The sequence below is a fragment of the Micromonospora sp. NPDC050417 genome (assembly GCF_044458865.1).
In the GTDB taxonomy this organism is placed as follows: Bacteria; Actinomycetota; Actinomycetes; order Mycobacteriales; family Micromonosporaceae; genus Micromonospora_G.
In genome coordinates, this window is record NZ_JBITIH010000008.1 from 202,635 (window position 1) to 224,118 (window position 21,484).

The 21,484-nt window shown below is 69.5% G+C and carries 21 protein-coding genes and 1 pseudogene; 4 read left to right on the forward strand and 18 right to left on the reverse strand.

Annotation, left to right across the window (positions count from 1 at the left end):
- Positions 1-76: 76 nt before the first annotated feature.
- The 15 genes and pseudogenes from ACIBF5_RS13215 to ACIBF5_RS13285 form a co-directional block, all read right to left on the reverse strand.
- Positions 77-1,051 (reverse strand): trypsin-like serine peptidase, encoded by a 975-nt coding sequence (locus ACIBF5_RS13215; RefSeq protein WP_396811186.1) that lies wholly within the window; start codon positions 1,049-1,051, stop codon positions 77-79.
- A gap of 631 nt (positions 1,052-1,682) precedes the next feature.
- Positions 1,683-3,068: a cellulase family glycosylhydrolase gene (locus ACIBF5_RS13220; RefSeq protein ID WP_396811187.1), complete on the reverse strand. Its 1,386-nt coding sequence runs from the start codon at positions 3,066-3,068 to the stop codon at positions 1,683-1,685.
- A 218-nt stretch (positions 3,069-3,286) separates the two neighbouring features.
- Complete coding sequence (locus ACIBF5_RS13225) at positions 3,287-4,669, reverse strand: M1 family metallopeptidase (RefSeq protein WP_396811189.1); 1,383 nt, start codon at positions 4,667-4,669, stop codon at positions 3,287-3,289.
- A 199-nt stretch (positions 4,670-4,868) separates the two neighbouring features.
- On the reverse strand, positions 4,869-5,474 hold the full coding sequence (locus tag ACIBF5_RS13230) for a DinB family protein (RefSeq protein WP_396811191.1): 606 nt from the start codon (positions 5,472-5,474) through the stop codon (positions 4,869-4,871).
- 45 nt (positions 5,475-5,519) lie between these two features.
- A complete protein-coding gene (locus tag ACIBF5_RS13235) occupies positions 5,520-6,554 on the reverse strand; it encodes a hypothetical protein (protein WP_396811192.1) in 1,035 nt (344 codons plus the stop codon).
- A 76-nt stretch (positions 6,555-6,630) separates the two neighbouring features.
- On the reverse strand, positions 6,631-6,807 hold the full coding sequence (locus ACIBF5_RS13240) for a hypothetical protein (RefSeq protein WP_396811194.1): 177 nt from the start codon (positions 6,805-6,807) through the stop codon (positions 6,631-6,633).
- 201 nt (positions 6,808-7,008) lie between these two features.
- Positions 7,009-7,470 (reverse strand): hypothetical protein, encoded by a 462-nt coding sequence (locus tag ACIBF5_RS13245; protein WP_396811196.1) that lies wholly within the window; start codon positions 7,468-7,470, stop codon positions 7,009-7,011.
- Between the two features lie 210 nt (positions 7,471-7,680).
- Positions 7,681-7,836, reverse strand: a complete 156-nt coding sequence (locus ACIBF5_RS13250) for a hypothetical protein (protein ID WP_396811301.1) — start codon at positions 7,834-7,836, stop codon at positions 7,681-7,683.
- Between the two features lie 65 nt (positions 7,837-7,901).
- Positions 7,902-8,174 (reverse strand): annotated as a pseudogene (locus tag ACIBF5_RS13255) (helix-turn-helix domain-containing protein); the annotation flags it as partial.
- 2 nt (positions 8,175-8,176) lie between these two features.
- The gene (locus ACIBF5_RS13260; RefSeq protein ID WP_396811198.1) at positions 8,177-9,643 is read right to left on the reverse strand and encodes a phosphatase PAP2 family protein; all 1,467 of its coding nucleotides are present in this window, start codon (positions 9,641-9,643) and stop codon (positions 8,177-8,179) included.
- A 69-nt stretch (positions 9,644-9,712) separates the two neighbouring features.
- The gene (locus ACIBF5_RS13265) at positions 9,713-10,756 is read right to left on the reverse strand and encodes a YihY/virulence factor BrkB family protein (RefSeq protein ID WP_396811201.1); all 1,044 of its coding nucleotides are present in this window, start codon (positions 10,754-10,756) and stop codon (positions 9,713-9,715) included.
- On the reverse strand, positions 10,749-11,762 hold the full coding sequence (locus ACIBF5_RS13270) for a diacylglycerol/lipid kinase family protein (protein WP_396811297.1): 1,014 nt from the start codon (positions 11,760-11,762) through the stop codon (positions 10,749-10,751). The genes ACIBF5_RS13265 and ACIBF5_RS13270 overlap by 8 nt, the downstream gene beginning before the upstream one ends.
- A 106-nt stretch (positions 11,763-11,868) precedes the next feature.
- A complete protein-coding gene (locus ACIBF5_RS13275) occupies positions 11,869-13,008 on the reverse strand; it encodes a S1 family peptidase (RefSeq protein ID WP_396811203.1) in 1,140 nt (379 codons plus the stop codon).
- 305 nt (positions 13,009-13,313) lie between these two features.
- The gene (locus ACIBF5_RS13280; RefSeq protein WP_396811205.1) at positions 13,314-13,883 is read right to left on the reverse strand and encodes a Clp protease N-terminal domain-containing protein; all 570 of its coding nucleotides are present in this window, start codon (positions 13,881-13,883) and stop codon (positions 13,314-13,316) included.
- On the reverse strand, positions 13,883-14,119 hold the full coding sequence (locus tag ACIBF5_RS13285; protein ID WP_396811207.1) for a helix-turn-helix domain-containing protein: 237 nt from the start codon (positions 14,117-14,119) through the stop codon (positions 13,883-13,885). The genes ACIBF5_RS13280 and ACIBF5_RS13285 overlap by 1 nt, the downstream gene beginning before the upstream one ends.
- 199 nt (positions 14,120-14,318) lie before the next feature.
- Here ACIBF5_RS13285 and ACIBF5_RS13290 point away from each other — a divergent pair, with 199 nt between their 5' ends.
- Genes ACIBF5_RS13290 through ACIBF5_RS13300 form a run of 3 tightly spaced genes read left to right on the forward strand, consistent with a single transcriptional unit; the run spans position 14,319 to position 18,513 of the window.
- Complete coding sequence (locus ACIBF5_RS13290; protein ID WP_396811209.1) at positions 14,319-15,167, forward strand: universal stress protein; 849 nt, start codon at positions 14,319-14,321, stop codon at positions 15,165-15,167.
- Between the two features lie 58 nt (positions 15,168-15,225).
- A complete protein-coding gene (locus ACIBF5_RS13295) occupies positions 15,226-17,607 on the forward strand; it encodes a phosphoketolase (RefSeq protein WP_396811211.1) in 2,382 nt (793 codons plus the stop codon).
- A 3-nt stretch (positions 17,608-17,610) separates the two neighbouring features.
- A complete protein-coding gene (locus ACIBF5_RS13300; RefSeq protein ID WP_396811212.1) occupies positions 17,611-18,513 on the forward strand; it encodes a universal stress protein in 903 nt (300 codons plus the stop codon).
- On the opposite strand, the gene ACIBF5_RS13305 is transcribed toward ACIBF5_RS13300, so the two are convergent.
- The 3 genes from ACIBF5_RS13305 to ACIBF5_RS13315 all read right to left on the reverse strand — a co-directional run bounded on the left by ACIBF5_RS13305 (position 18,510) and on the right by ACIBF5_RS13315 (position 20,712).
- Complete coding sequence (locus ACIBF5_RS13305; protein ID WP_396811214.1) at positions 18,510-19,049, reverse strand: serine acetyltransferase; 540 nt, start codon at positions 19,047-19,049, stop codon at positions 18,510-18,512. The genes ACIBF5_RS13300 and ACIBF5_RS13305 overlap by 4 nt on opposite strands.
- A gap of 82 nt (positions 19,050-19,131) precedes the next feature.
- Entirely contained in the window at positions 19,132-19,947 is an 816-nt protein-coding gene (locus tag ACIBF5_RS13310) for a hypothetical protein (RefSeq protein ID WP_396811216.1), read from the reverse strand.
- Positions 19,948-20,040: 93 nt separating this feature from the next.
- Positions 20,041-20,712 (reverse strand): FadR/GntR family transcriptional regulator, encoded by a 672-nt coding sequence (locus ACIBF5_RS13315; RefSeq protein WP_121159292.1) that lies wholly within the window; start codon positions 20,710-20,712, stop codon positions 20,041-20,043.
- A gap of 286 nt (positions 20,713-20,998) precedes the next feature.
- On the opposite strand from ACIBF5_RS13315, the gene ACIBF5_RS13320 reads away from it, so the two are divergent.
- Positions 20,999-21,469 (forward strand): aminoacyl-tRNA deacylase, encoded by a 471-nt coding sequence (locus ACIBF5_RS13320; protein WP_396811218.1) that lies wholly within the window; start codon positions 20,999-21,001, stop codon positions 21,467-21,469.
- Positions 21,470-21,484 lie beyond the last annotated feature (15 nt).

The following is a 21,484-nucleotide window of genomic DNA, read 5'->3' on the forward strand; positions in this document are numbered from 1 at the left end:
ACGGAAAGTAAGCGTCTCCGTACGCGTGGCACACAAACGGGTGGGCCGGGAACACCCGGCCCACCCGCTCGATCGGTCAGGCAGCCTTCCATGCCTGCATGTTGTTGAACCTCGCCTCGGTGATGCGGGTTCCGTGGTTGTACGTGTTGTGCGGGTAACCGCTGTGCGGGAAGCCGTAGGCGTGGATCCCCATCGAGCAGTAGCCCGTGCACCACGGGCTGCCCGCGGCGCGGTTCTGGTAGACCGGGCTGCCGCTCATGCCACCGGTGGTGTCGTTGCTGTAGAAGATCTGGTTCGCCTGGCTGACCGCGACGGTGCGCGCCACCGAGTCGCCCCGCCACTGCTCGCCAAAGGGCTTCTCACCCGGGTAACCGTTGATCAGCGTGCTGGCACCGGCGAGGCTCGCCGCCTGCCACCAGTAGCCGAACCAGCCGGTGCTGTAACCGATCGTGCAGTTGAGCTTGATCGCGGCATAGTCGTACGCCTCGTCCCCGCTGACCGTCCAGCCGGTCACCGAGTAGAGCTGCCGGACCCCACACGAACCGTACGGGGCGGAGGAGCCGTTGCGCGCCGGCCAGACGGTGAGCTGGCCGGTGTACCACGAGCCTCCGCTGCCGCCGCTGTGCACACAGTGGCCAGCGGTGGCGACGATGTCCGGTCCGTACATCCAGCCGGTGCAGTGCGCGTTGCCGTTCCGCGTGATCATGACAACCGCGCGGGCCGGGAAGGAGGTGGTCGGGTTGATCCGGATCCGGTTGTCCGGACCGAAGATCGACTCCGTACCGAGAGCCGTCGCCGACGAACCGCTCGGCGCGGACAGGTTGGCACCCACCATCTTGCCGGTACCGGCGAATCCGGAGGTGCCGCCGACCGCCGCCCGGCTCGACACCGACACACGTGACCCGTCGCTCGCGACCGGTGTGTCCGGACGTGCCGAGCCTGGCGCCGCGCTGGCCGGTGCCGTGACGACCGTCAGCCCGGTCGCCAGTACGGTCACCGCCACCGTCACTCCGCGCAGCCAGGTCCGACCCAGTCCATTTCTTGTGTTCATTCGGGAACTCCCTTTCCCTCATGTACCCGGGCTCGAATTGAGCACGGCAGTATTCGGCTCCTGACCCCTCGGTCCGAGCTGGATATTCGATCTGATCGCGGCAAGGTTCCGTAGTCTTCGCCATCGGCCATACCAAGACCGGTCGTCAACCGGTTGCCGGTTAGGCTCCCCGGACGCTTTCCGACTCGACACCCCCTGTGGCAGGCCACCACTCCTACCTGCTGATATCGCTCACTGTAGAGAGACAATTACAGAGAGGGAAGGGAGCCGCAACGCCATTAAGCGGCTATACCGTGTCAGATCCGCGACAAGGCGTTAAACCCCATCGGGATAGTAGAACTCACCCTTCACAAAAAGACTCGCCCTGCGTGATCCTTCATGTTCAGCACGTCGCACCCACACGGCGAATCACGCCACACCCACGGCAATTGGGGATACGAGTTCGACCCCGTACATTCAGTCCGGCAACAACAACCGGCAATCGTCGGTCGGAAGTATCCGATACACGACGGTGGCCGGGTCCACGGAAATGGACCCGGCCACCGGTGACAAAACCGAGGGTGGCGCCGGGCGATGCCCTGAAAACTCATTCACCGAACGGGAACGCGGCGCGCCGGCCCCCGGCCACGCCCTAGCTCGCGGTGCAGCGAGGCACGGGCACCCCGTTGCTGCCGTTCCAACTGCCGATGAACCCGAAGTTCGTGCTCACACCGGCACCCAGGCTGCCGTTCCAACTCACGTTCCGAGCGGTGACGTTGGAGCCGCTACTGGTGACCGTGGCGCTCCAGGACTGACTGACGGTCTGGCCGTTACCGAAGGTCCAGGTGACGGTCCAGCCGCCGATCGCCGCGCCACCGGCGGTCACTCGTACGTCACCCTGGAAGCCGCCCTGCCACTGACCCGTGATCGCGTACGTCGCGGTGCAACTGCGCGTACCCGGAGGTGGGGTGCTGGGTGGGGTGGTCGGCGGCCGAGTGGTCGGCGGGGTGGTCGGCGGGCGCGTGGTCGGCGGAGTGGTCGGATTGCCGCTGTAGACGCTCGCCTCACGGGCGGTCTGCCGGATGCCGTTGGCCCCGTTGAAGATCCGTTGACCCCACGACGTGAGGCTGCCGGCGTCGAAGTTCGTCACCATGTCGAGATACTCGACACCGCCCCCGTTACCGCTCCACGACCAGCCGATGTACCCGATCCCGTTGGCCTGGGTGTAGGACATGATGGTGTCCTCGTCCGGGTTGCCGTCCGAGTGGTTGTGCCCGAACTCGCCGACCACAATCGGCAGGTTGGCGCTACGGAACCGACCAAGGTAATCGGTGATCTCGGCGGCGGTGTCGAAGACTCCGTACATGTGGATGCTGAAGACCGTGTTGCGGTCCGGATCGCTGTTGAACACCGACTGCGCGTTGTCACGCATGACGAACTGCCAGTCCTGACCCCAGTGCGGGGCGTCCACCATGATCGTGTGGTCGAAACCCGCGTCGCGCAGGCGGGTGATGGCGTTGCGGGTCGCCGTCGGCCAGGTGGCGCTGACACTGGCGTTGTTGCCGAACGGCTCGTTGCCGATGTTGAGGATGACGTAACGCTCCTGGCCAGCCAGGGCGCTCTGGACACTGATCCAGTAGCTCACCGCCTGGTCCAGCGTGATCGCCGCGGCCTCCTCGCCGTACCCGGTGGTGTCGTGCGCCTCCAACACGCAGATCAACCGGTTCTGCTTGCAGATGGAGATCACGTTGGCGACGTCGCTGGCGCTGTTCTGCGTCCAACGGGCACCGGTGCTCAGCACCACGCGTACGGTGTTCGCGCCGAGCGACTTGATGCTGGCGAAGGCGCCGGTCTGGCCGGGATACCAGGTGTGCGCGTGGCTGACCCCGCGCATCACGAACGGGTTGCCGTTGGCGTCGAGCAACTGGCCGCCGCTCACCGTGAAGCCCGCGGCGGCATGCGCCGGCGGGATGAAGGCGAGTACGGAGAGAACGAGGGCGAGCAGCGCCGTGACGGCGACAGAGATCCTTGTTTTCATGGCCTACCTCAGGAAGAGCCCCAGGACGGGGAGGGACGTGAGGGTTCGGCAACTGCTGCCCGGCAGCTGCCACCCGGCTTCCCGCGGCGCAGGGATCAGCGTAAAGACATGTATCAATGAACGCAACCGGTTAAGTTCCCCCGCTCCCCCGGAGTAAGGAAGGGGCCCTTGTTAACGCATAGCGTTAACAAGGGCCCCTTCCTTACATGCAGCGGGGGTTACCAGGTGGTGGGTTTGCCGGGGGTGTAGATCCAGGTCTGGAAGAAGGACTGCAACCGCTGACCGGAGACCTTCTCGGCGAGGCGGACGAGGTCCTGGGTGCCGGCGGTACCGTCGCGGTTCGCCGCGTACCAGGTGCGCAGCAGGGTGAAGAAGGCCCGGTCGCCGATCTTCTCTCGCAGCGCCTGGAGGGTCATCGCCCCCTTGGTGTAGACCGAACCAGCAAAGAGGTTGTCCGCACCGGGGTCACCCGGCGGCGGATTCCAGATGCTGGAGGTGTCCGGGCGGGCGTAGTACGAGTCGAACCGGGCCGCCGCCGTGGTGCCGCCGACGTGCTCGGTCCAGAGCCATTCCGCGTACGTGGCGAAGCCCTCGTTGAGCCAGATCTCCTGCCAGCGCTCCGGGCTCACACTGTTGCCGAACCACTGGTGGGCCAACTCGTGCGCGACCGTACCCTCCGACGGCGGACCCGAGTAGATCGGCCGGGTCTGGGTCTCCAGGGCGTACCCGGCGTCGGTGTCGTCGTCGACGATCGCACCGAAGGAGGTGAACGGGTAGCGACCGAAGAGCCCGGCGAAATAACTGATCATCTCAGGGGTACGGGCCAACCCGGCGGCGGCGTCGGCCGGCAGGTCCCGGTCGATCGCGTCGATGATGGGCAGCCCGTTCGGGCCCTTGCTCCGGCGCAGTTCGTAGTCGCCCACCGAGGCGGTGGAGAGGTAACTGGCCATCTGGTCGGTCGCCCGCCAGGTGAACGTGGTCCAGCCCGCCCTGGTTTTCTGGCTCACCAGTTCGCCGTTCGCCACTGCCGTCTTGCCTTCCGGGACGGTGATCCGGAAGTCGTAACCGGCCTTGTCGGTGGGGTGGTCGTTCACCGGGTACCAGGTGGACGCGCCTTCCGGCTCGTTCGCGACGAAAGCGCCGTCGGGGGTGGAGACCCAGCCGTAGAGCGCACCCTCGTTGTCTGTCGGCTGGCCGGTGGTGCCGTCGTACCTCACCACGACGGTGAACCGCTCGCCGGTCGAGAAGCCGTGCTTCGGCGAGATCCGCAGTTCCTGACCGTCCCGGTCGTAGCGGGCGGAGCGCCCGTCGACGGTGACCGAGCGTACGTCGAATCCGCGCAGGTCAAGGTTGAACCGGCTGATCCGCTCGGTCGCCCGCGCGCTGATCGTGGCCACCCCCGAGAACGCCCGGGTCGCCGGCTGGTAGCGGATCTCCAGTCCATAGTGTCGTACGTCGTATCCGCCGTTTCCGGCGAGCGGGAAGTAGTCGTCGCCGACGCCCGGTGCACCGGTCCGGCTCCAGGTGGCACTGGCGGGTGCCCCGGTGACGGTGAGAATGAGGGTCGCCGCCGCCGCGACCGCAGTGATCCGTCGATTCATGTGCATAGCGCGTCACGCTAGTGCCGGCATCGAGGACGGGGAAGGGATCAGGCCGGTGCGGTACGTCCGGTCGATCCGGCGGTTGCCCGTCGGACCGACCGGACGCCGCCATCCCCACCACAGGATGCTCACGCCAGCCAGACTCTTAACCGGTTAAGTCAGGTACGGTACCCGCGCCATCACTGGACAGTCAAGCTCATCACTGTTTCGTCAACCGGACCGCCGCCCCCGACTCCGCCACCACCCCGCCCTGACCCGCCCGGTAGAGATCCCGAAGCAGCGCGATCTCCGCGCCGTGATGAATCGCCTCCCGGTTGATGTGCAACACGAGCGAGGCGAGCGGATAGTCCGCGAACGGTCCTTCGGCCGGACCGCAGGGGCGAGTCAACCCCTCCGCCCCGAGCGTCCGTACGCCCTCGGTCCACCGGGCGTACGCCTCGTCGAGTTGCGCGAGCGCCACCTCGGCCGTCCCCGCGTACGCGAACGAGTCGTAACTGGTCGCCGGGCCGTCGAAATGGGCGGCGTTACGCGCGCCGAAGACCCCGGCGATGATGTGGCCCAGTCGCCAGGCGATCGTCGTCACCGGCGCGGGGATGGGCTCCGGATAGACGAAGTCGATCGCCCACTCCCCCGAACCGATCCCCTCCACCCCGCCCGTGCCCTGCCGGGAGCGGATGCTCCAGCAGCCGGCGACCGGCTCCCAGAGGTACTCGTCGTCGGTGAGGCCGTCCAGGCGCGGCCGGAGTTGGTTACGCCAGTGCCAGTCGAGCTGTTCCAGCAGTTCCTGGTTCCAGTCGATGTCCATGAACCCGAGGTTACGGATCGGGCCGGACAATCACGCCCGGAACGGTCAGGCACGCCGCCGGAGTCCGAGTGCGACAAGGACCTGCCGGACGGTTACCCGTACCGGTCCGACCACGTCGTCGCGTAACCACCGGGCGGTCGGGAGGGCGACGTACGACCATCCCCAACGGACGGCACGTGCCAACGGAACCGCGCTGCGGCGCCAGAGCCAACGCAGCGCGATTCCGATCGGCCGCAGCAGGAACCGGTAGACGAACCGTCCCAGCAACACGGCCAGCCACCAGCCGAAGCGCGCCCCAGAGACCAGCACCCGCAGGACGTACCGCAGCCCGCGCCCGAGCAGTCGTGCCAGGGCGAGGAACCGGCCGGCCAGCCAGCCGATCGCGTACCCGATCGGAACCAGGGTGTGGCGCCAGAGCCAGCGCAACGCGAGTCCCACCGGACGTAACAGGATCCGGTAGCCGAACCGGCCGACCAGCGCGGCGACCCACCAGCCGAACCTCGCGGCGCTGACCAGCACCCGCCCCAGGTGGGCCACCCCCGCCCAGAGCAGGCCCAACAGCCGCAGGAGCTGGCGACCGGACCAGCGGGCGGCGACCGCGAGCACCCTGACAAGGGCCCGTACCGGTGGGGCGAGCTGACGGTACAGCCAGGCCAGCGGCGCCAGGACAAGATGGTGTACGAGCCACACCAGCGGCAACCAGACGAGATGGCGAGCCACCCAGGCCAGGGGCCGCCAGAGCAAGTGAACGCCCACCCAGGCGAGTTGCCGCGCCAGCCACACCAGCGGCAACCAGAGCAGATACCGCGCCACCCAGACGAGTGGACGCCAGAGCAGGTACCGCGCCACCCAGACGAGTGGACGCCAGAGCAGGCGGTCGACGACCCAACCCAGAGGCTGGAGCAGGTAGCGGAGAAGCAGACGGCCGACGTACCGGAGCGACACCCAGAGCAGTCCGAGCGGCACCAGGACAAGCGTGGCGACGACACGTACCGGTAGCTGGATCCACCGTGGCACGTCCGGCTCCAACGGTGGTGGTGCCGACGAACGCTGGGCGCCGCCCGTCTCTGCCTCGATCACCTGCCCGACGGTAGTGGCGGCACACCAGCACCATCCAACGGACCGGCAGGACCGTTCGGGGCGGGGCGGGGCGCGGCTACGCGGCCGGTTCCGGGTCCCGGATCTGGCCGGCGCGGGTGATCACGTGATCGATCCTGCGTACGCTTTCGCCTGCACCTTGGTTCCCTTCGAGGGTTCCTGGCCCCCGTACCGGTTTGGCTGGGTGGTCGGCTTCGACCCACCCTTGCGTGATGTAGCGGTAGAGCAGGTTCATGTTGCCGGTGTAGCCGAGTTCTGGCCGCGAAGACTGCTTACGGCGTTGTAGATACCCAGGAGCAGTTGCGGGGAGAGTCGCGGAAGCGAACCGGGCGCAGCCGGCAGATACCCGCCCAGCGGTCGCCCGAGCGCGAAGCTGCGAAATCCCGCCAGCGACCCCCGGTCGCCTGTAGGGCTGTCCGGGGGTCGCTTCTCCCGGTCACATCGGGATGCGGGTGTACTCACCCCCGATGACCTTCGCGATCTTCTCGCAGTCCGACGCCGTGTCACACGAGGTCGTCCAGTTCTCCCCCACCGTCATGACGACATCCATGAGCCCGGCAAGAAGCTGGTGCTGCTTGGCGGGCGCCCCGGCCGCATCAGCTTTCGTCGCGTAGATACTCACGACCACCTCGGCGTCGCCGATGTGGCACGACCCACGGGCCACAGCCCCGATGACACCTTCGGTGGGGTCATAGCCGGCGCAGTTGATTCCGCCGGCCTCAAGAGCGCCGACGAGGGCTTGTGGGGTGTCGTAGCGGGTCGCGGTCGGGCTCTTGCTCGTAGCGACCGGTGTGGCGGTCCCGGAGGCGCCTGGTGTGCTGGGGCTGTCCGATCCGCAGCCGGTGAGCGTTCCGGCCAGTAGGAGCGCGGCAGCGACGGTGAGGTGGCGTTTGGTCACGCCGCAGTGTGCCAGTTGTTGATCACCGCACGGATGGGTCATTCGGACCGACGCGGTGTCGGGTCCGTGACAGACGCATCGAAGCAGTACACCTTCGACTGGTGCACTACTTCGATCACGGCCACGACCACCCGACCATCGTCAAGAGTCCCGCCCTGACCTACTTCCACGGCACGGGTGGGGTGTCACCTGAGCGCACGTGAGCACTTTTCATGCGAGCTGGTCGGCGGGGTCGATGCCGTCCAGGAAGTCGATCGGTTCCTCGCGGATTGCCTGCTGCGTCGCGGTGTACGGCGCCGGCACGAACTGGAGCAGGCCGGCCGGGTGGAGTCGTTTCTGCTCCGGGGAGATCCGCTGACAGCGCAAGTAGCCGGCGGCGTGCGGTCGGATGCGGACGAGCCCCCGGCGCGGGGTGGGACGACCGGGCGGGCCGGACGGGCCGGCTCGATCCGGGACAGCTCGTCGCGTACGTGTTCGAGCAGTTCCGCCAGGTGCAGCCCGAGCGCGCGACAGATCGCGGCCAGCACCTCCGAGGAGGGTTCCTTGCGGCCCCGCTCCACCTCGGAGAGGTACGGCACCGACACCCCGGCCGACCGGGCGACGTCCCGGAGCGTGCGTCCCTGGCGCAGACGTACACGGCGAAGCACCGAACCGATCAGCCGGCGCAACAGCGGGGTCGGCGGGACGATCTGCTCCGGACCCATCCTCATGCCGCCACTCTAGTCAGCTCCGGCTCCGGCGCGGGGGACGGACGATTGCCCTGTTCGAGGTCGGCGTTGGGACGTACGACCAGATAGAGCAGGCCGACCCAGAGCACGGTGAGCAGGATGGCGCCGGCGAAGTCGCTCGGATGGTGCATCCCCCGGTACATCCGGGAGAGCGCCACACCGAGCGGCATCACCACCGCGGCCACCACGGTCAGCCAGCGCCACCACCGGTCCGTGCGAGGCATCACGAGCACCGCGATCGCCACGTACAGGCAGAGGGTGGCGGCGATGTGCCCGGACGGGAAGGAGGCGGTCGGCAACTGCCCGTCCAGGTGCGCCACCTCCGGTCGGGGCCGGTCCACCGCGCGGGCGGTGGCGAGGAAGAGCGCCAGCTCGCCGAACATGGTGAGCGCGACGAAGAGCACCGGTCGCCAGCGGCGCCAGACCGCGAGCACCAGTGGGCAGAAGATCAGCGAGACGAGCAGGATGGCGTGGGTGTCCCCGACCTTGCTCCAGCCGTAGCTGAGCTGATCGAGGGTCTCGGTCCGGTGCGCCTCGAACCAGCGCGGCACCTCGGTGTCCAGGGTCGCCACGAAGGTGTCCCCGGCGTAGTAGCTGACCAACATGCCGAAGCCGTACAGCGCGCCGAAGACCATCACCCAGCCGGTGACGAGTTCCGCGCTGCCGGCGAGCGGGCGCGGCAGCATCCGCTCCTCGGCCGGTGCCGGTCGCAGGTCCTGCCGGGCCTCCGGCTCCAGCCCCTCGGTCAGCGCCGGCACCGGTCGGCCCCGCTCGCGTCGCCAGAGCCGGAACGCGTACCCGGTGACGACGAGCCAGGCCAGCCCGAGCAGCCAGCCGCCGATCACGTCGGAGACGAAGTGCACGCCGAGCGCGATCCGGGTCAGTCCGATCGCGAACACCAGTACGGCGACGAACACGATCGCGCAGCGGCGCCAACGGGGCCGGATCGCCGGCAGGAAGACCAGCAGCAGGGCGCCGTACGCGACGATCGAGCCGAGCGCGTGCCCGCTCGGGAAGCTGTTGCCCACGCCCGCCGCGACCGGTACGTCGACCACCGGGCGTAACCGACCGACGAGTGCCTTGAGTGACGGGTCGAGCGCCAGCGCGCCGAATCCGGTGACGACGAGGTAACCGGCGAGCCGGCCCTGTCGACGGATCAGCAGCCCGACCACCGCTACCGTGACCAGCCACATCATGATCGGTCGGCCGCCCAGGTCGGTGATCGCCCGTAGTACGGTGACCAGGGGGTGGTGCGGTGCGACCAGTTCGTTGCACCACGCCGCCACCCCGGCGTCGATCCTGTGCAGCGGCCCCCAGCCGACCCGGACCAGCGTCAGCAACAGGGCGAATCCCGCCCCGGTGCCGACGATGAAGACGAGCCCGGCCAGGCTCCTTTCGGTGAACTGGCCGCCCGGCCGCCGCAGAATGTCCTTCACCGCGCCCACACCCGCACCTCCTCGATGCCTGGCGTGCTCGATACCCGATCGGTGGGCGCGGTACACCGGCGCCGGATCTCAGGAGGAGCAGGGGTCGGAGGCGTCCGCGTTGTCCGGGGCGTCGGCGTCGTCCGGGGCGGTGCGGGCGGCCGGGACGACCGGGTCCGGACGGGGCCGCCACAGGTCCGGCTCGGCCGGCTCCGGCACCCCGATCCGCAACGCCTCCAGTTGGGCGCTGAAGGCGAGACCGCCGAGGAGCGCGATTCCGGTCAGGTTCGCCCAGATCAGCAGCGCCATCATGCCGGTCAGCGCGCCGTACGTCTCCCCGAAGCCGTCGCTGAACCGGACGTACGCGGCCAGCAGCACACTCGCCAGCCACCAGAGTGCGGTGGCCAGCGCCGCCCCGAAGAGCAGCCAGGACACGCCCGGCTGTCGGCGACGCGGGGCGTGACGGAAGAGCACCGCCACCGCGGAGACGGTCAACACCAGACTCAACGGCCAGCGGAGCACGTCCCAGACAGTGTGCGCGATCCCGCCCCAGCCGTAGTACCGCTGGACGGAGTCGCCGAGCGGGCCGCCGCCGACCAGGATGAGGAAGCCGAGCAGTGCCGGTACGCCGGCACCGAGGGCCAGCACGATCGCCCGCAGGTATTTCCGGAGCGCGGGCCGGTCCCGCTCCACCCCGTAGATCCGGTTGGCGCCGCGTTCGATCTGCGCCATGGTGGTGGTCAGCGCGGCCAGCCCGGTGATCAGTCCGAGGGCCAGGGCCAGCTCACCCATGTCCTCGGTGCGTTCGGTGTCGACCAGCAACTCCTGCACCATCGCGTCGCTCTGACCGGGGGTCAGCGCGACGACCGTGTCGGCGACCACCCGACCACCGTCCTCGACACCGAGATCGCTGATCAACCCGGTGAGCGCGATCAGGAACGGCACGACCGCCAGACAGAGTTGCAGGGCGGTGGCCCGGGAGTGGCTGAAGCCGTCGCCGTACCGGAAGCGGATGAAGGCGTCACGCAGCAGGTGCCAGCCGCCGTACCGGGTCAGGGTGTGCCACGCGTCGTCGGCGGAGAGCTGGTCGTCGGCCATCAACCGGGTCTCGGGCACCCTCCGGGTGCTACTCACCGCTCACCCGTTCCGCCCGGCGGGCGCCCCGTTGTGTCACCGCCGTGGCGTCCATCGTGAGGTCCGGCGCCTCGGCCGGTCGCGGTACGCAGAGCCAGAGCGCCTGTGGACGGACGTGCACCCGCAGCGAGCGGTCCGGTGCGATCAGGTCGCCGTCGAGCTGCCTCGGTTGTTTCCGGGCGCTGGTGATCTGCACCCGACGGCACCGGAAGACCTCCATCCGGGGCACCCGCTCCCGCCGTGCCAGCACCGCCCAGATCAGTACGGCCCACTGCCCGACGGTCCGGGGAGTGAGGATCGCGACGTCCAGGTAGCCGTCGTCGGGCTCGGCGTCGGCGAGCAGCCGTACGCCGCCCTGGAGCCGGCCGACGTTGGCGACCAGCACGGTCCGCGCCCGGCGGCGCAGCGGCGGTCGGTCGTCGATCCGGATCTGGACCCGCATGGGTCGGTCCCGCAGGTGCCGTACGGCGCCCATCAGGTACGCGGGCCAGCCGATCCGGGCCTTGGATGTCTCCGAGGTGGCGGCGAGCATCTGGGCGTCGAAACCCATGCCGGCCATCACGGTGAAGACCTGGTCGTGCACCACGCCCACGTCGAGCAGCCGGCGGCCCCGTTCGATCGCCACCTCCAGGCCGGCGGCGAGTTCGGTGGAGAGTCCCAGGTTCGCGGCGAGCAGATTGCCGGTGCCGCCGGGCAGGACCGCCATCGCCACCTCCGTGCCGACCAGCGCGTTCACACAGGAGAGGATGGTCCCGTCTCCACCGCACACGAAGACCACCTCGACACCGGCCTCGATCGCCTGTCGGGTCTGCCCCTGACCCGGGTCCTCCACCGTGGTCTCGTACCAGAGCGGCTCCGGCCAGCCGGCCTCGGCGAGAGTGCTGGTGACCGTACGGCGCAGTTGCCGTACATCGACCTTGGTCGGGTTCACCACGACCGCGGAACGTACGCCGCCGTCACCCGTCGTATCGCTTCGCTGCCTCACGGGCGTCAGTGTGCAGCACATCATCGACGCCAGCGACCCGGCACGGCGTGACGTTTTACGCAACCCCGTACGGATTGGAGGCGGGTCGGCGTGGGTACGCCGGCCCGCCCCGTTCCCGTTGCGTCGGTCAGCCGAGGACGAGACTCAACCCGTACGCGGAGAGGATCTCGCGGACCGGCTGGAAGTAGGTCGTGCCGCCGCTGGAGCAGTTGCCCGACCCACCGGAGGTGACGCCCTGCGCCTGGTTGCCGCTGAGCCACGAGCCGCCCGAGTCGCCCGGCTCGGCGCAGGCGTTGGTCCGGGTCAGGCCGCCGACCGAGCCCTGGGAGTAGCGGACGGTCTGGTTCTTCGCCTGCACGGTGCCGCAGCGCCAACCGGTGGTCGAACCGGACCGGCAGATGGAGGCGCCGACCGCCGACTCGGTGGAGCCACGTACGGCGACGGTGGTGCTGCCGCTGTAGCGGTTCACGACGCCGCGCGGAACCCAGTTCGCGTTGGTCCGGACCCAGGCGTAGTCGTTGCCGGGGAAGGAGGAGCCCGCGAAGCTGCCCATGGCGACCCGGTTGGAGCCGGAGACGGCCTGACCGGTGCTGCCGCAGTGGCCGGCGGTGACGAACCCGCCGTTGACCGAGAAGCCGATCGAGCAGCGCCCGCTGCCGATGTAGAAGGCGTCGCCGCCCCGTACGTCGTAGTAGGTCTGCGGCACCTCGGCCGATACGGCCACCCGTACCGCACCGGCCGGTGCACCGCTGGTGGCGGCGAAGCCGGCGGCCGACGCGACCCCGTCCGGGGTGGACTGGACGACGACGGTGTTGCTGGTGACGTCGACGTACCAGCCGGTGACGGACTTCGGCGCCGTGTTGCCCGATGCGTCGAGCGTGTCCTTGATCGCGGTCAGTGCCGCCTCACTGCGGGCCACCAGCTTGGGCTGCGCACCGGCGGCGCGTACCCGCTCGGCCACGGCGGTGTCGGTGACCCCGACGACGACCTGGCTGCCGTCGACGAGCCAGGCACCACCGAACCGGCTGCCGAGTGATCCCCGCAGGCTCTCCTCGGCCTTGGCGGCCCGGCTGTCAGCGGCCAGCCGCGCCTGGACCTGGTCGGCGGTGAGGCCGAGGTCGCGCTGCATCGCGCTGAGGATCTCGACGGAGACGTCCGGCGTCGCCGCCTCGGTGCTGGGCTTGGCCGAGGCCGCCTGGGGAAGCGTGGCCAGCATGCCGGCGGCGAGCAGGATTGCCGCTGCGACGGATGTGGGTCGATGTTGCATCGACGGGTCCCTTCGGTCGGGGGTGAGGGACGCCGCGCACGCTCGGCCAGATCCCGGCCCGGTGCGGCAACGCCGTCAGTGCGCCTCACGCTAGCCCGGATAGATCGAAGGGGATACATATCCTCTATGTCATACCTTGCCGTGACTGCCACAGCGGACGCTGGCCCGCCACGGATCGAAGACCGTTCACGGGTACGGGCTGCGGGGACTTCCTGTGCGGCCACTGCGACACGGCACACGTCGGCGACCCGGTGGAGGATCCGTTCGTCGGATACGGCGGGCACGCCGATGGCGAACGAATTTTGTCAGGCCGCCGCGCCGAGGGCGTGGATGGCGCGGCGACGCAGGTCGTCGAGGTCCAGACCGGCCCGGGTGAGGATCGACGCGGCGAGCCCTTCCCCCTCGCGCAGCAGTCCGAGCAGGATGTGCTCCGGAGCGATCTGGTCGTGCCGCAACCGGAGTGACTCGCGCATCGACAGCTCCATCACCTTCCGCGCCCGGGGCGAGAGGCGGGTCGGGGCCCGCCGCCCACCGAAGAGGCGGCGGCGCCCCGGTGGCAACGGCGCCTCAAGTGCGCCCTCGCCGAACGCCTGCTCGACGCTCGCCCGGACCGCGTCGAGGTCGATGCCGATCGAGCGCAATGCCTCGGCGTCGGTCTCGCCCAGCTCGCGCCGTTGCATGGTGGCGACCTCCGTACGGACCTGGTCGGCGTCGACCCCGGCGTCACGCAGCAACGCCGCGACCGGGCCGACCTCCTCGTCGAGCAGACCGAGCAGCAGGTGCTCGGTGCCGATGAAGTCGTGTCGCAGTGCCCGGCGCTGGGTCTGGGCGCTGACGATGACCTGTCGGGCCGACACGGTGAAGCGATTCCACATCACGACTCTCCCCGGGTAGGGGCCGGCGACCGGCCGGCATGTTTCTTATGGACACCCTGACGGCTGACCTCCAGCGCGTCGGCGATTTCCTGCCAGGACCAGCCCTGGCGTCGAGCGTTGTCGACCTGAACGATCTCCAGCCGCTCCAGCAGTCGGCGGAGGGCGAGCACCGCCCGGAGTCCGACCTTGGGGTCGGTGCTCCCGGCCGCCGCCGCGAGATCCGTTGCCTGACTCATGATGTCAACCTAGGTTGACACGCGGCCGCTGTCAACCCCGGTTGACAAGCGGGTTCCGCCCCATCGGCCCAGGAACCGCCACTACTGTCGGTACCGGGCCTGTTTCCGCAGGTCCCGGCCAGCCTGCCGCCGCAGGTCCCGGCCAGCCGACCCCGCCGACCTCCGGCCCGGTCGACCGCCAGGGACACCCGGCCCGGAGGTGACGACGATAAGCCTGAGCCCGGACGCACCCGTCGTGGTCGGCGTCGACGACTCACCACAGAGCCTGAACGCCGTTCGCCTGGCCGCACACGACGCGGCGGCACACCAGCGATCGCTCCGGATCGTGCACGCCTTCAACTGGATCGCCGACCCGTCGACACCGGTCGAGGGGGAACTACGGGAACCGGCCGAACGAATCCTGAACCGGGCCGCCGAGGCCGCCACCGAGTCCGAACCCGGACTCCGGCTCACCTGCGCGCTGATCGAAGGACCGGCCCTGACCACCCTGCTACGAGAATCGGGCAGCGCCGCGCTGCTCGTACTCGGTGACGGTGGGCTCTCCGCTCAGACCGCCGTACCGATCGAGGCGCTCTCCGTGCAGATCGCCGCCCGAGCCGGGTGCAGCGTGCTGATCGCCCGGGAGAACCTTCCACCGCCGGCACCGGTGCTGGTCGGCATCGACTGCGGGGCCGGTACGTCGACCGCCCTCGACTTCGCCTTCGACGCCGCTGCCTCGCGCAACACCGAACTGGTCGTGCTCCGGGTCTGGGAGGCGGACGACCCCTCGGAGAAACCCGACCCGTCCATCGCCCGGCAACTCGCCGAGACACTCGCCCCGTGGCGGGAGAGGTACCCGGCGGTCCGGCTCGCCCAGCAGGTCCGCTCCGGCGAGTCCAAGCAGATCCTGATCGAGGCGTCCCGTACGGCCGAACTCGTCGTGGTGAGCATGCGCGGCGAGCAGCCCTCACGCAGCATGCTCGGGGCCCTCAGCCAGACGTTGCTCTACCACTCACCCGCCCCGGTGGTGATCGTCCGCACCGCGCACGAGCTCTACGTACAGGCGTGAACGGTCAACATCCCGGATCCGGCTGCGCGAGCGCCCGACTCGCGAGAGTCTGAGGCCGATGGAGACCGCCGTGGACCCACACGCCCCGCTCACCGACGACGAACTGCGTCGGCTGAACGCGTACTGGCGTGCGGCGAACTACCTGACCGTCGGGCAGATCTACCTGATGGCCAACCCGCTGCTGCGCGAGCCGCTGACCCCGGCACAGATCAAGCCCCGGCTGCTCGGGCACTGGGGCACCAGCCCCGGACTGAACCTGGTCTACGCGCACCTGAACCGGACCATCGTCCGCCGCGACCTCCAAATGATGTTCATCACCGGGCCGGGACACGGCGGGCCCGCGATCGTGGCCAACACCTGGCTCGAAGGGACCTACACCGAGCGCTACCCGTCGGTCTCCCAGGACGAGGAGGGCATGCAGCAGCTCTTCCGCCAGTTCTCCTTCCCCGGCGGCATTCCCAGCCACGTCGCCTCGGAGGTGCCCGGGTCGATCCACGAGGGCGGCGAACTCGGTTATTCGCTGATGCACGCGTACGGCGCGGCCTTCGACAACCCGGAACTGATCGTCGCCTGTGTGATCGGCGACGGCGAAGCGGAGACCGGGCCACTGGCCGGCAGTTGGCTCTCCAACGTCTTTCTCAACCCGGCCCGCGACGGGGCGGTCCTGCCCGTCCTGCACCTCAACGGTTACAAGATCGGCAATCCGACGGTGCTCGACCGGATCCCCCGTGAGGATCTGCTGTCGATACTGCGCGGCTTCGGCTACCAGCCGTACGTGGTCACCGGCGACGACCCGGACCGGGTGCACCAGGAACTCGCCGGCACCCTGGACCGGGCGCTGGACGAGATCGCCGCGATCCAACGCCGGGCCCGGGGCACCGGCCTGGTCGAACGCCCCCGCTGGCCGATGATCGTGCTCCGTACGCCGAAGGGCTGGACCGGGCCGCGCGAGGTCGACGGCCGTCAGGTCGAGGGGACCTACCGCGCCCACCAGGTCCCGCTCTCCGGGGTACGGGACAACCCGGAACACCTGGCACAGCTCGAACGGTGGCTGCGCGGTTACCGCCCCGAGGAGCTGTTCGACGCGACCGGCTCGCCCGTACCCGAGATCACCGGCCTGGTTCCGCAGGGTGACCGGCGGATGAGCGCCAACCCGCACACCAACGGCGGCCAGGTGCTGCGCGACCTGACCCTGCCCGACTTCCGTGACTATGCGGTAGCGGTGCCGGAACCGGGCGGTACGACGGCCGGGGCGACCACCGCCACCGGCCAGTGGCTGCGGGACGTGATCGTGGCCAACCCGGACCGGTTCCGGCTCTTCGGCCCGGACGAGGTCGCGTCCAACAAGCTCGATGCGGTCTTCGAGGTGACCGACCGGGTCTGGCTCGGCGCCCGACGGGCCGACGACGACCACCTCGGCCCGGACGGACGGGTGATGGAGGTGCTCTCGGAGCACCTCTGCCAGGGCTGGTTGGAGGGTTACCTGCTGACCGGCCGGCACGGGGTCTTCACCAGCTACGAGGCGTTCATCCATATCGTCGACTCGATGGTCAACCAGCATGCCAAGTGGCTCAAGACGACCCGGGACATCCCCTGGCGCCGCCCGCTGGCATCCCTCAACTACCTGCTCTCCAGCCACGTGTGGCGGCAGGACCACAACGGCTTCTCGCACCAGGATCCGGGCTTCATCGACCACGTGGTGAACAAGAAGGCCGAGGTTGTCCGGGTCTACCTACCGCCGGACGCGAACACCCTGCTCACCACCATGGACCACTGCCTGCGCAGCCGGCACTACATCAACGTGGTGGTCGCCGGCAAGCAGCCCAGCCCGAACTGGCTCTCCCTGGACGAGGCGATCCTGCACGCCCAGCGTGGGCTCGGCATCTGGGACTGGGCCAGCACCGACCAGGGCACCGAACCGGACGTGGTGCTCGCCTGCGCCGGTGACGTACCGACCCTGGAGACGCTGGCCGCCGCCGATCTGCTCCGCCGGCACCTGCCCGAACTCCGGGTACGGGTGGTCAACGTGATCGACCTGATGCGGTTGCAGTCGGAGGCGGAGCACCCGCACGGCCTGCCGGACGCGCAGTTCGACACCATTTTCACCCGCGACAAGCCGGTGATCTTCGCCTACCACGGCTATCCATCACTGATCCACCGACTGACCTACCGCCGCGCCAACCACAACAACCTGCACGTACGCGGCTACCAGGAGGAGGGAACCACCACCACCCCGTTCGACATGGTGATGCTCAACCAGCTCGATCGGTTCCACCTGGTGGTGGACGTGATCGACCGGGTGCCCGGACTCGGCACCCGCGCCGCCCACCTGCGCCAGTCCATGATCGACGCAAGGCAGGAGTGTCGCGACTACACCCGCCGCTACGGCCAGGACTCACCCCGGGTCGCCGAGTGGCGCTGGGTCGGAACCCGGGGCTGACGGATGAGCAGACCGATCCTGGTCGGTTACGACGGCTCCGAGGGCGCCGCCCGCGCGCTCGACTGGGCGCTCGACGAGGCCAGCCGGACCGGGGAGCCGGTCCAGTTGGCGTACGCCTTCGAGTGGATGACCGCCGGGGCCTGGATCGGCCCCGGGCCCGGCCCCGGAACCTGGCCGGACGAGACCACGCGGCGTGCGGTGGAGGGCATGGTCGCGGCGGCGGTGGACCAGGCCGTGGCCAGCCACCCGGGACTGGACGTACGGGGTGAGGTGCTGGAGTCACCGGCCACGATGGGGCTGCGGGAGCGCTCCGCCGACGCCACCATGGTGGTGCTCGGCAGTCGCGGGCACGGTGGCTTCACCGGCCTGCTGGCCGGGTCGACCACGATCGCGTTGAGCGCTCACGCGCACTGCCCGGTCGTGGTGGTGCCGTCGACCGCTCCGCCTGGAAGCACCGGTGCCGACGACCCGGCACGAGGTCGGGTCGTGGTGGGGACCGACGGTTCGCCGTACTCGCAGCTCGCCCTGGGTTGGGCGATCGAGCGGGCGGCGCCGCGCGGTGCCCCGGTGCACGCCGTACGGGTCTGGACCGAGTCGACGACCCGGTGGCGCCCAGCGGAATCGGACCCGAGCGAGATGTCGCGGGCGGAGCAGGACGCGGTGGACCAGCAACTGGTCGACTGGCGGCGGCGGTTTCCGGACCTGTCGATCACCGGCGAGGTGGTCGCCGGCCACCCGGTCGAGGTGCTGGTCGAGGCGAGCCGCCGGGCCCGATTGCTGGTGGTCGGCAGCCGGGGTCGCGGTGGCTTCCGGGGCCTGCTGCTCGGCTCGGTCAGCCAGCAGGTGCTGCACCACACCGAGTGTCCGGCCGTCGTGGTGCGCGAACTGCCCGCCGGTCGGGGTTAGCCTCCGGCGAGCAGTGGGGTGCCGTGGTCGCTGTCGGCCCGCCGCTCCCCCTGCCGGACGCCGGTGACCTGCGCGCGTGGGCCGATCGCCCGACCGCCGGGCGGAACGTCGTCGAGTACGGTGGCGCCGGCTCCGATCTTGGCGCCGCGCCCGACCACGACCGGGCCGAGTACGGTGGCGCCGGCCCCGAGCGTGACCCCGTCGCCGATCTGCGGCTCACCACTGTGGTCCCGCCGCCCGATCGTCACCTGGTGGTAGACGCTGACGTCGCGGCCGAGGCGGGCGTCGCGATGGAAGACCAGCCCGTACGGGTGGAAGAGCCGCAGCCCGGGACCGCAGGACAGTTCACGGGGTAGGTCGCTGTTGGTGCCGAGGCGGATGACGACCAGGTTCAGCACCTTGTACGGGAGGGTGCAGAGCCGTCGGATCGGCGTACGGCGCGCGACCGTCCACTGTCCGAAGCGGAAAACGGTCAGTACGAGCCGGACCAACGGATCACGGTTGCGCCGATAGTCCTGACGAAGGGTGTCGAACATGGTGCAGAGCGTAAGACCAGCGGGTCGCCGTACCTGACCGAACGGCCGAACCGCACCGGTCGGAAATACGACATTGCGCAGCTCAGGATGGATCTTCCCCATCGAGCGGTCGGCGGCCCAGCACCACGTGCAGCCGGACGTACTCCTCGCCCGTGCCGATCACTGGACGGTGCTCCGGATGGTCCAGGTAGTGCCGGATCGCCCCGGAGAGGAAGGCCGGCGCGACCGCGAACCGGTCGCACCAGACGGTTATCCGCTGTCGGCGCCGCGACCGGCGACCCAACCCGGCCGGCGGGTCGATCTCCAACTCAAGCCGGTCGTGGCGGAACCGCCGCCCCGTCGGGCCGGAACGCAACACATCCCACCGCACCTCGGTACGGCGTCGCCAGCCCGGCAGGGACAGCCCCTCCGGGCTCAGTACGAGGTCGGCACGGTGCCAGATGTCCCGCACCACGACGACGGTCACCGCGAGTGCGGCCACGGCACCGATCAGGGCACCGGCCCGAGCGGAGTGTGCGAGCCACCGGGAAACGTCCGGCTCCATCGTGTTCTCGTACCAGATACGGATGACCAGTACGGCACCGAAGATCCGGAACGGCCGGTCGGTCCGCCACCAGGGTCGACCGGGCGCGACCAGACCCTGTCCTCCCACCGGGCCCGCTGTGGCGAAGGCCGACGGCCGCCCGCCGCCCGAACCGTACCGGGCGTCCACCCAGGCCAGGCCGACATGGGCGACGAGGATCAGCAGGAGCGGTCCGAAGTAGCCGACGAGAACGTTGTCGTCCGACACGGGCCAGCGAGCGGAGATGACCCAACCAGTGAGCAGGAGCAGGTATCCGGCGAAGAGGACGAACTGCAGGAAGCGGGCGGGGAGCCAGGCTGGCGACGCAACATTCATGATCCGCGCATTTTTCCGTACGCCGGGGCGCGGTGGATCAGCCCAACGGGCCGCTGGAGAGGACGAATCCTCCACTGCCGAAAGCCGCCCGGCTCAGAGGGCGCGGCGCAGCCAGTCCTCGACGCCGGCCACGTGCACGGTCGCCCAGGATCGGGCGAGTTCGGGTTGCCGGGCGGCGATGGCGTCCAGAATCGCGGCGTGTTGCTCGCGGGTGCGCGCCACCGCGCTCTCCTGGGTCAGGCCCCGCCAGATCCGGGCCCTGGTGGTGGGGCCGGAGAGGCTGTCGATCAGCGAGCAGAGCACGTCGTTGCCGGCGCCGGCCGCGATCTGACGGTGGAACTCCAGGTCGTTGGCGACCAACGCGTCGATGGTCGGCTCGCCACCCAGCCCGTCGAGCAGGGTACGCAGGGTGGCGATCTCCTGCTCGGTCATCCGCTGGGCGGCCATCGCCGCGGCAGCCGGTTCCAGGATCCGACGTACCTCCAGGAACTGCAGGACGGTGTCGTCGCGGTGGAAGTCGACCACGAAGCTCATCGCGTCGAGCAGCAGACCGGGGTCGAGGCTGGTCACGTACGTGCCGTCGCCCTGGCGTACGTCCAGCACCCGGATCACCGAGAGCGCCTTCACCGCCTCGCGGAGGGAGTTGCGGGACAGGCCCAACCGGTCGGCCAGGTCGGCCTCCTTCGGGAGCCGGTCGCCGGGGCGCAGCTCGCCGGAGACGATCATCTCTTTGATCTTGTGGATCGCTTCGTCAGTGAGCGCCATGCTCGTTCCCTCCGGCCCGCTCGGACAGTCAGCTCACAGGCTGGCAGCGCGGTGCCACCGAGACGGTGATCCGTTCCGTCGAGGCACTCAACCGGCCGTGATACATCCGATGTCTACCAGCCTCTTGAACGCTTTCACAACCACTGTCGGTAAGTGGCGCCGCCCAGAGGGCGTACCTTTGGCCAGCCCTCGTGATCACGAACACCACGACATCCGATGGTTTCTCGCCGGGAGGTCACCGCAGAACCATCGTTCGGCCGGACGTCCGCGGAGGTAGAGTTCGATCATGCCAGGCTCCGCCACCGACGCCCTCGACTCCGCCGCCGTCGCCCACCAGGTCATCCGGCACGGCCCGGTCGGAAGCGTCGCGGAGGGGGCGGCGGCGCTCGGTGTCGCGGTCGCGGACGTGGTGAAGACGATCGTGATCCGCCGGGGCGAGAACGACTACGTCTTCGTCCTCGTCCCCGGCGACCGGGTCATCTCCTGGCCCAAGCTCCGTGCCCTGCTCGGCGTGAACCGGCTCTCCCTGCCCGACGCGGGCACGGCAAAGGACGTGACCGGCTACGAACGCGGCACCATCACACCGTTCGGTTCGACCACGGCATGGCCGGTGGTCGCGGACGAACGGATCCACGGTCGGAAGATCACCCTCGGTGCGGGTGAACGGGGTGTCGCCATCGCCCTGGCCGGCGACGATGCGCTGACCGCGCTCGACGCGACCGTCGCCGACGTGACCGAACCGGAGCCCCCGCGCTAGCTGTCGCCCCCTGCG

Bases quoted from the DNA above. Each gene is read 5' to 3' on its own strand.
- ACIBF5_RS13215 (WP_396811186.1), bottom strand. From the start codon at position 1,051: ATGAACACAAGAAATGGACTGGGTCGGACCTGGCTGCGCGGAGTGACG.
- ACIBF5_RS13220 (WP_396811187.1), bottom strand. From the start codon at position 3,068: ATGAAAACAAGGATCTCTGTCGCCGTCACGGCGCTGCTCGCCCTCGTT.
- ACIBF5_RS13225 (WP_396811189.1), bottom strand. From the start codon at position 4,669: ATGAATCGACGGATCACTGCGGTCGCGGCGGCGGCGACCCTCATTCTC.
- ACIBF5_RS13230 (WP_396811191.1), bottom strand. From the start codon at position 5,474: ATGGACATCGACTGGAACCAGGAACTGCTGGAACAGCTCGACTGGCAC.
- ACIBF5_RS13240 (WP_396811194.1), bottom strand. From the start codon at position 6,807: ATGAACCTGCTCTACCGCTACATCACGCAAGGGTGGGTCGAAGCCGAC.
- ACIBF5_RS13270 (WP_396811297.1), bottom strand. From the start codon at position 11,762: ATGTGCTGCACACTGACGCCCGTGAGGCAGCGAAGCGATACGACGGGT.
- ACIBF5_RS13275 (WP_396811203.1), bottom strand. From the start codon at position 13,008: ATGCAACATCGACCCACATCCGTCGCAGCGGCAATCCTGCTCGCCGCC.
- ACIBF5_RS13280 (WP_396811205.1), bottom strand. From the start codon at position 13,883: ATGTGGAATCGCTTCACCGTGTCGGCCCGACAGGTCATCGTCAGCGCC.
- ACIBF5_RS13285 (WP_396811207.1), bottom strand. From the start codon at position 14,119: ATGAGTCAGGCAACGGATCTCGCGGCGGCGGCCGGGAGCACCGACCCC.
- ACIBF5_RS13295 (WP_396811211.1), top strand. From the start codon at position 15,226: ATGGAGACCGCCGTGGACCCACACGCCCCGCTCACCGACGACGAACTG.
- ACIBF5_RS13300 (WP_396811212.1), top strand. From the start codon at position 17,611: ATGAGCAGACCGATCCTGGTCGGTTACGACGGCTCCGAGGGCGCCGCC.
- ACIBF5_RS13305 (WP_396811214.1), bottom strand. From the start codon at position 19,049: ATGTTCGACACCCTTCGTCAGGACTATCGGCGCAACCGTGATCCGTTG.
- ACIBF5_RS13310 (WP_396811216.1), bottom strand. From the start codon at position 19,947: ATGAATGTTGCGTCGCCAGCCTGGCTCCCCGCCCGCTTCCTGCAGTTC.
- ACIBF5_RS13315 (WP_121159292.1), bottom strand. From the start codon at position 20,712: ATGGCGCTCACTGACGAAGCGATCCACAAGATCAAAGAGATGATCGTC.
- ACIBF5_RS13320 (WP_396811218.1), top strand. From the start codon at position 20,999: ATGCCAGGCTCCGCCACCGACGCCCTCGACTCCGCCGCCGTCGCCCAC.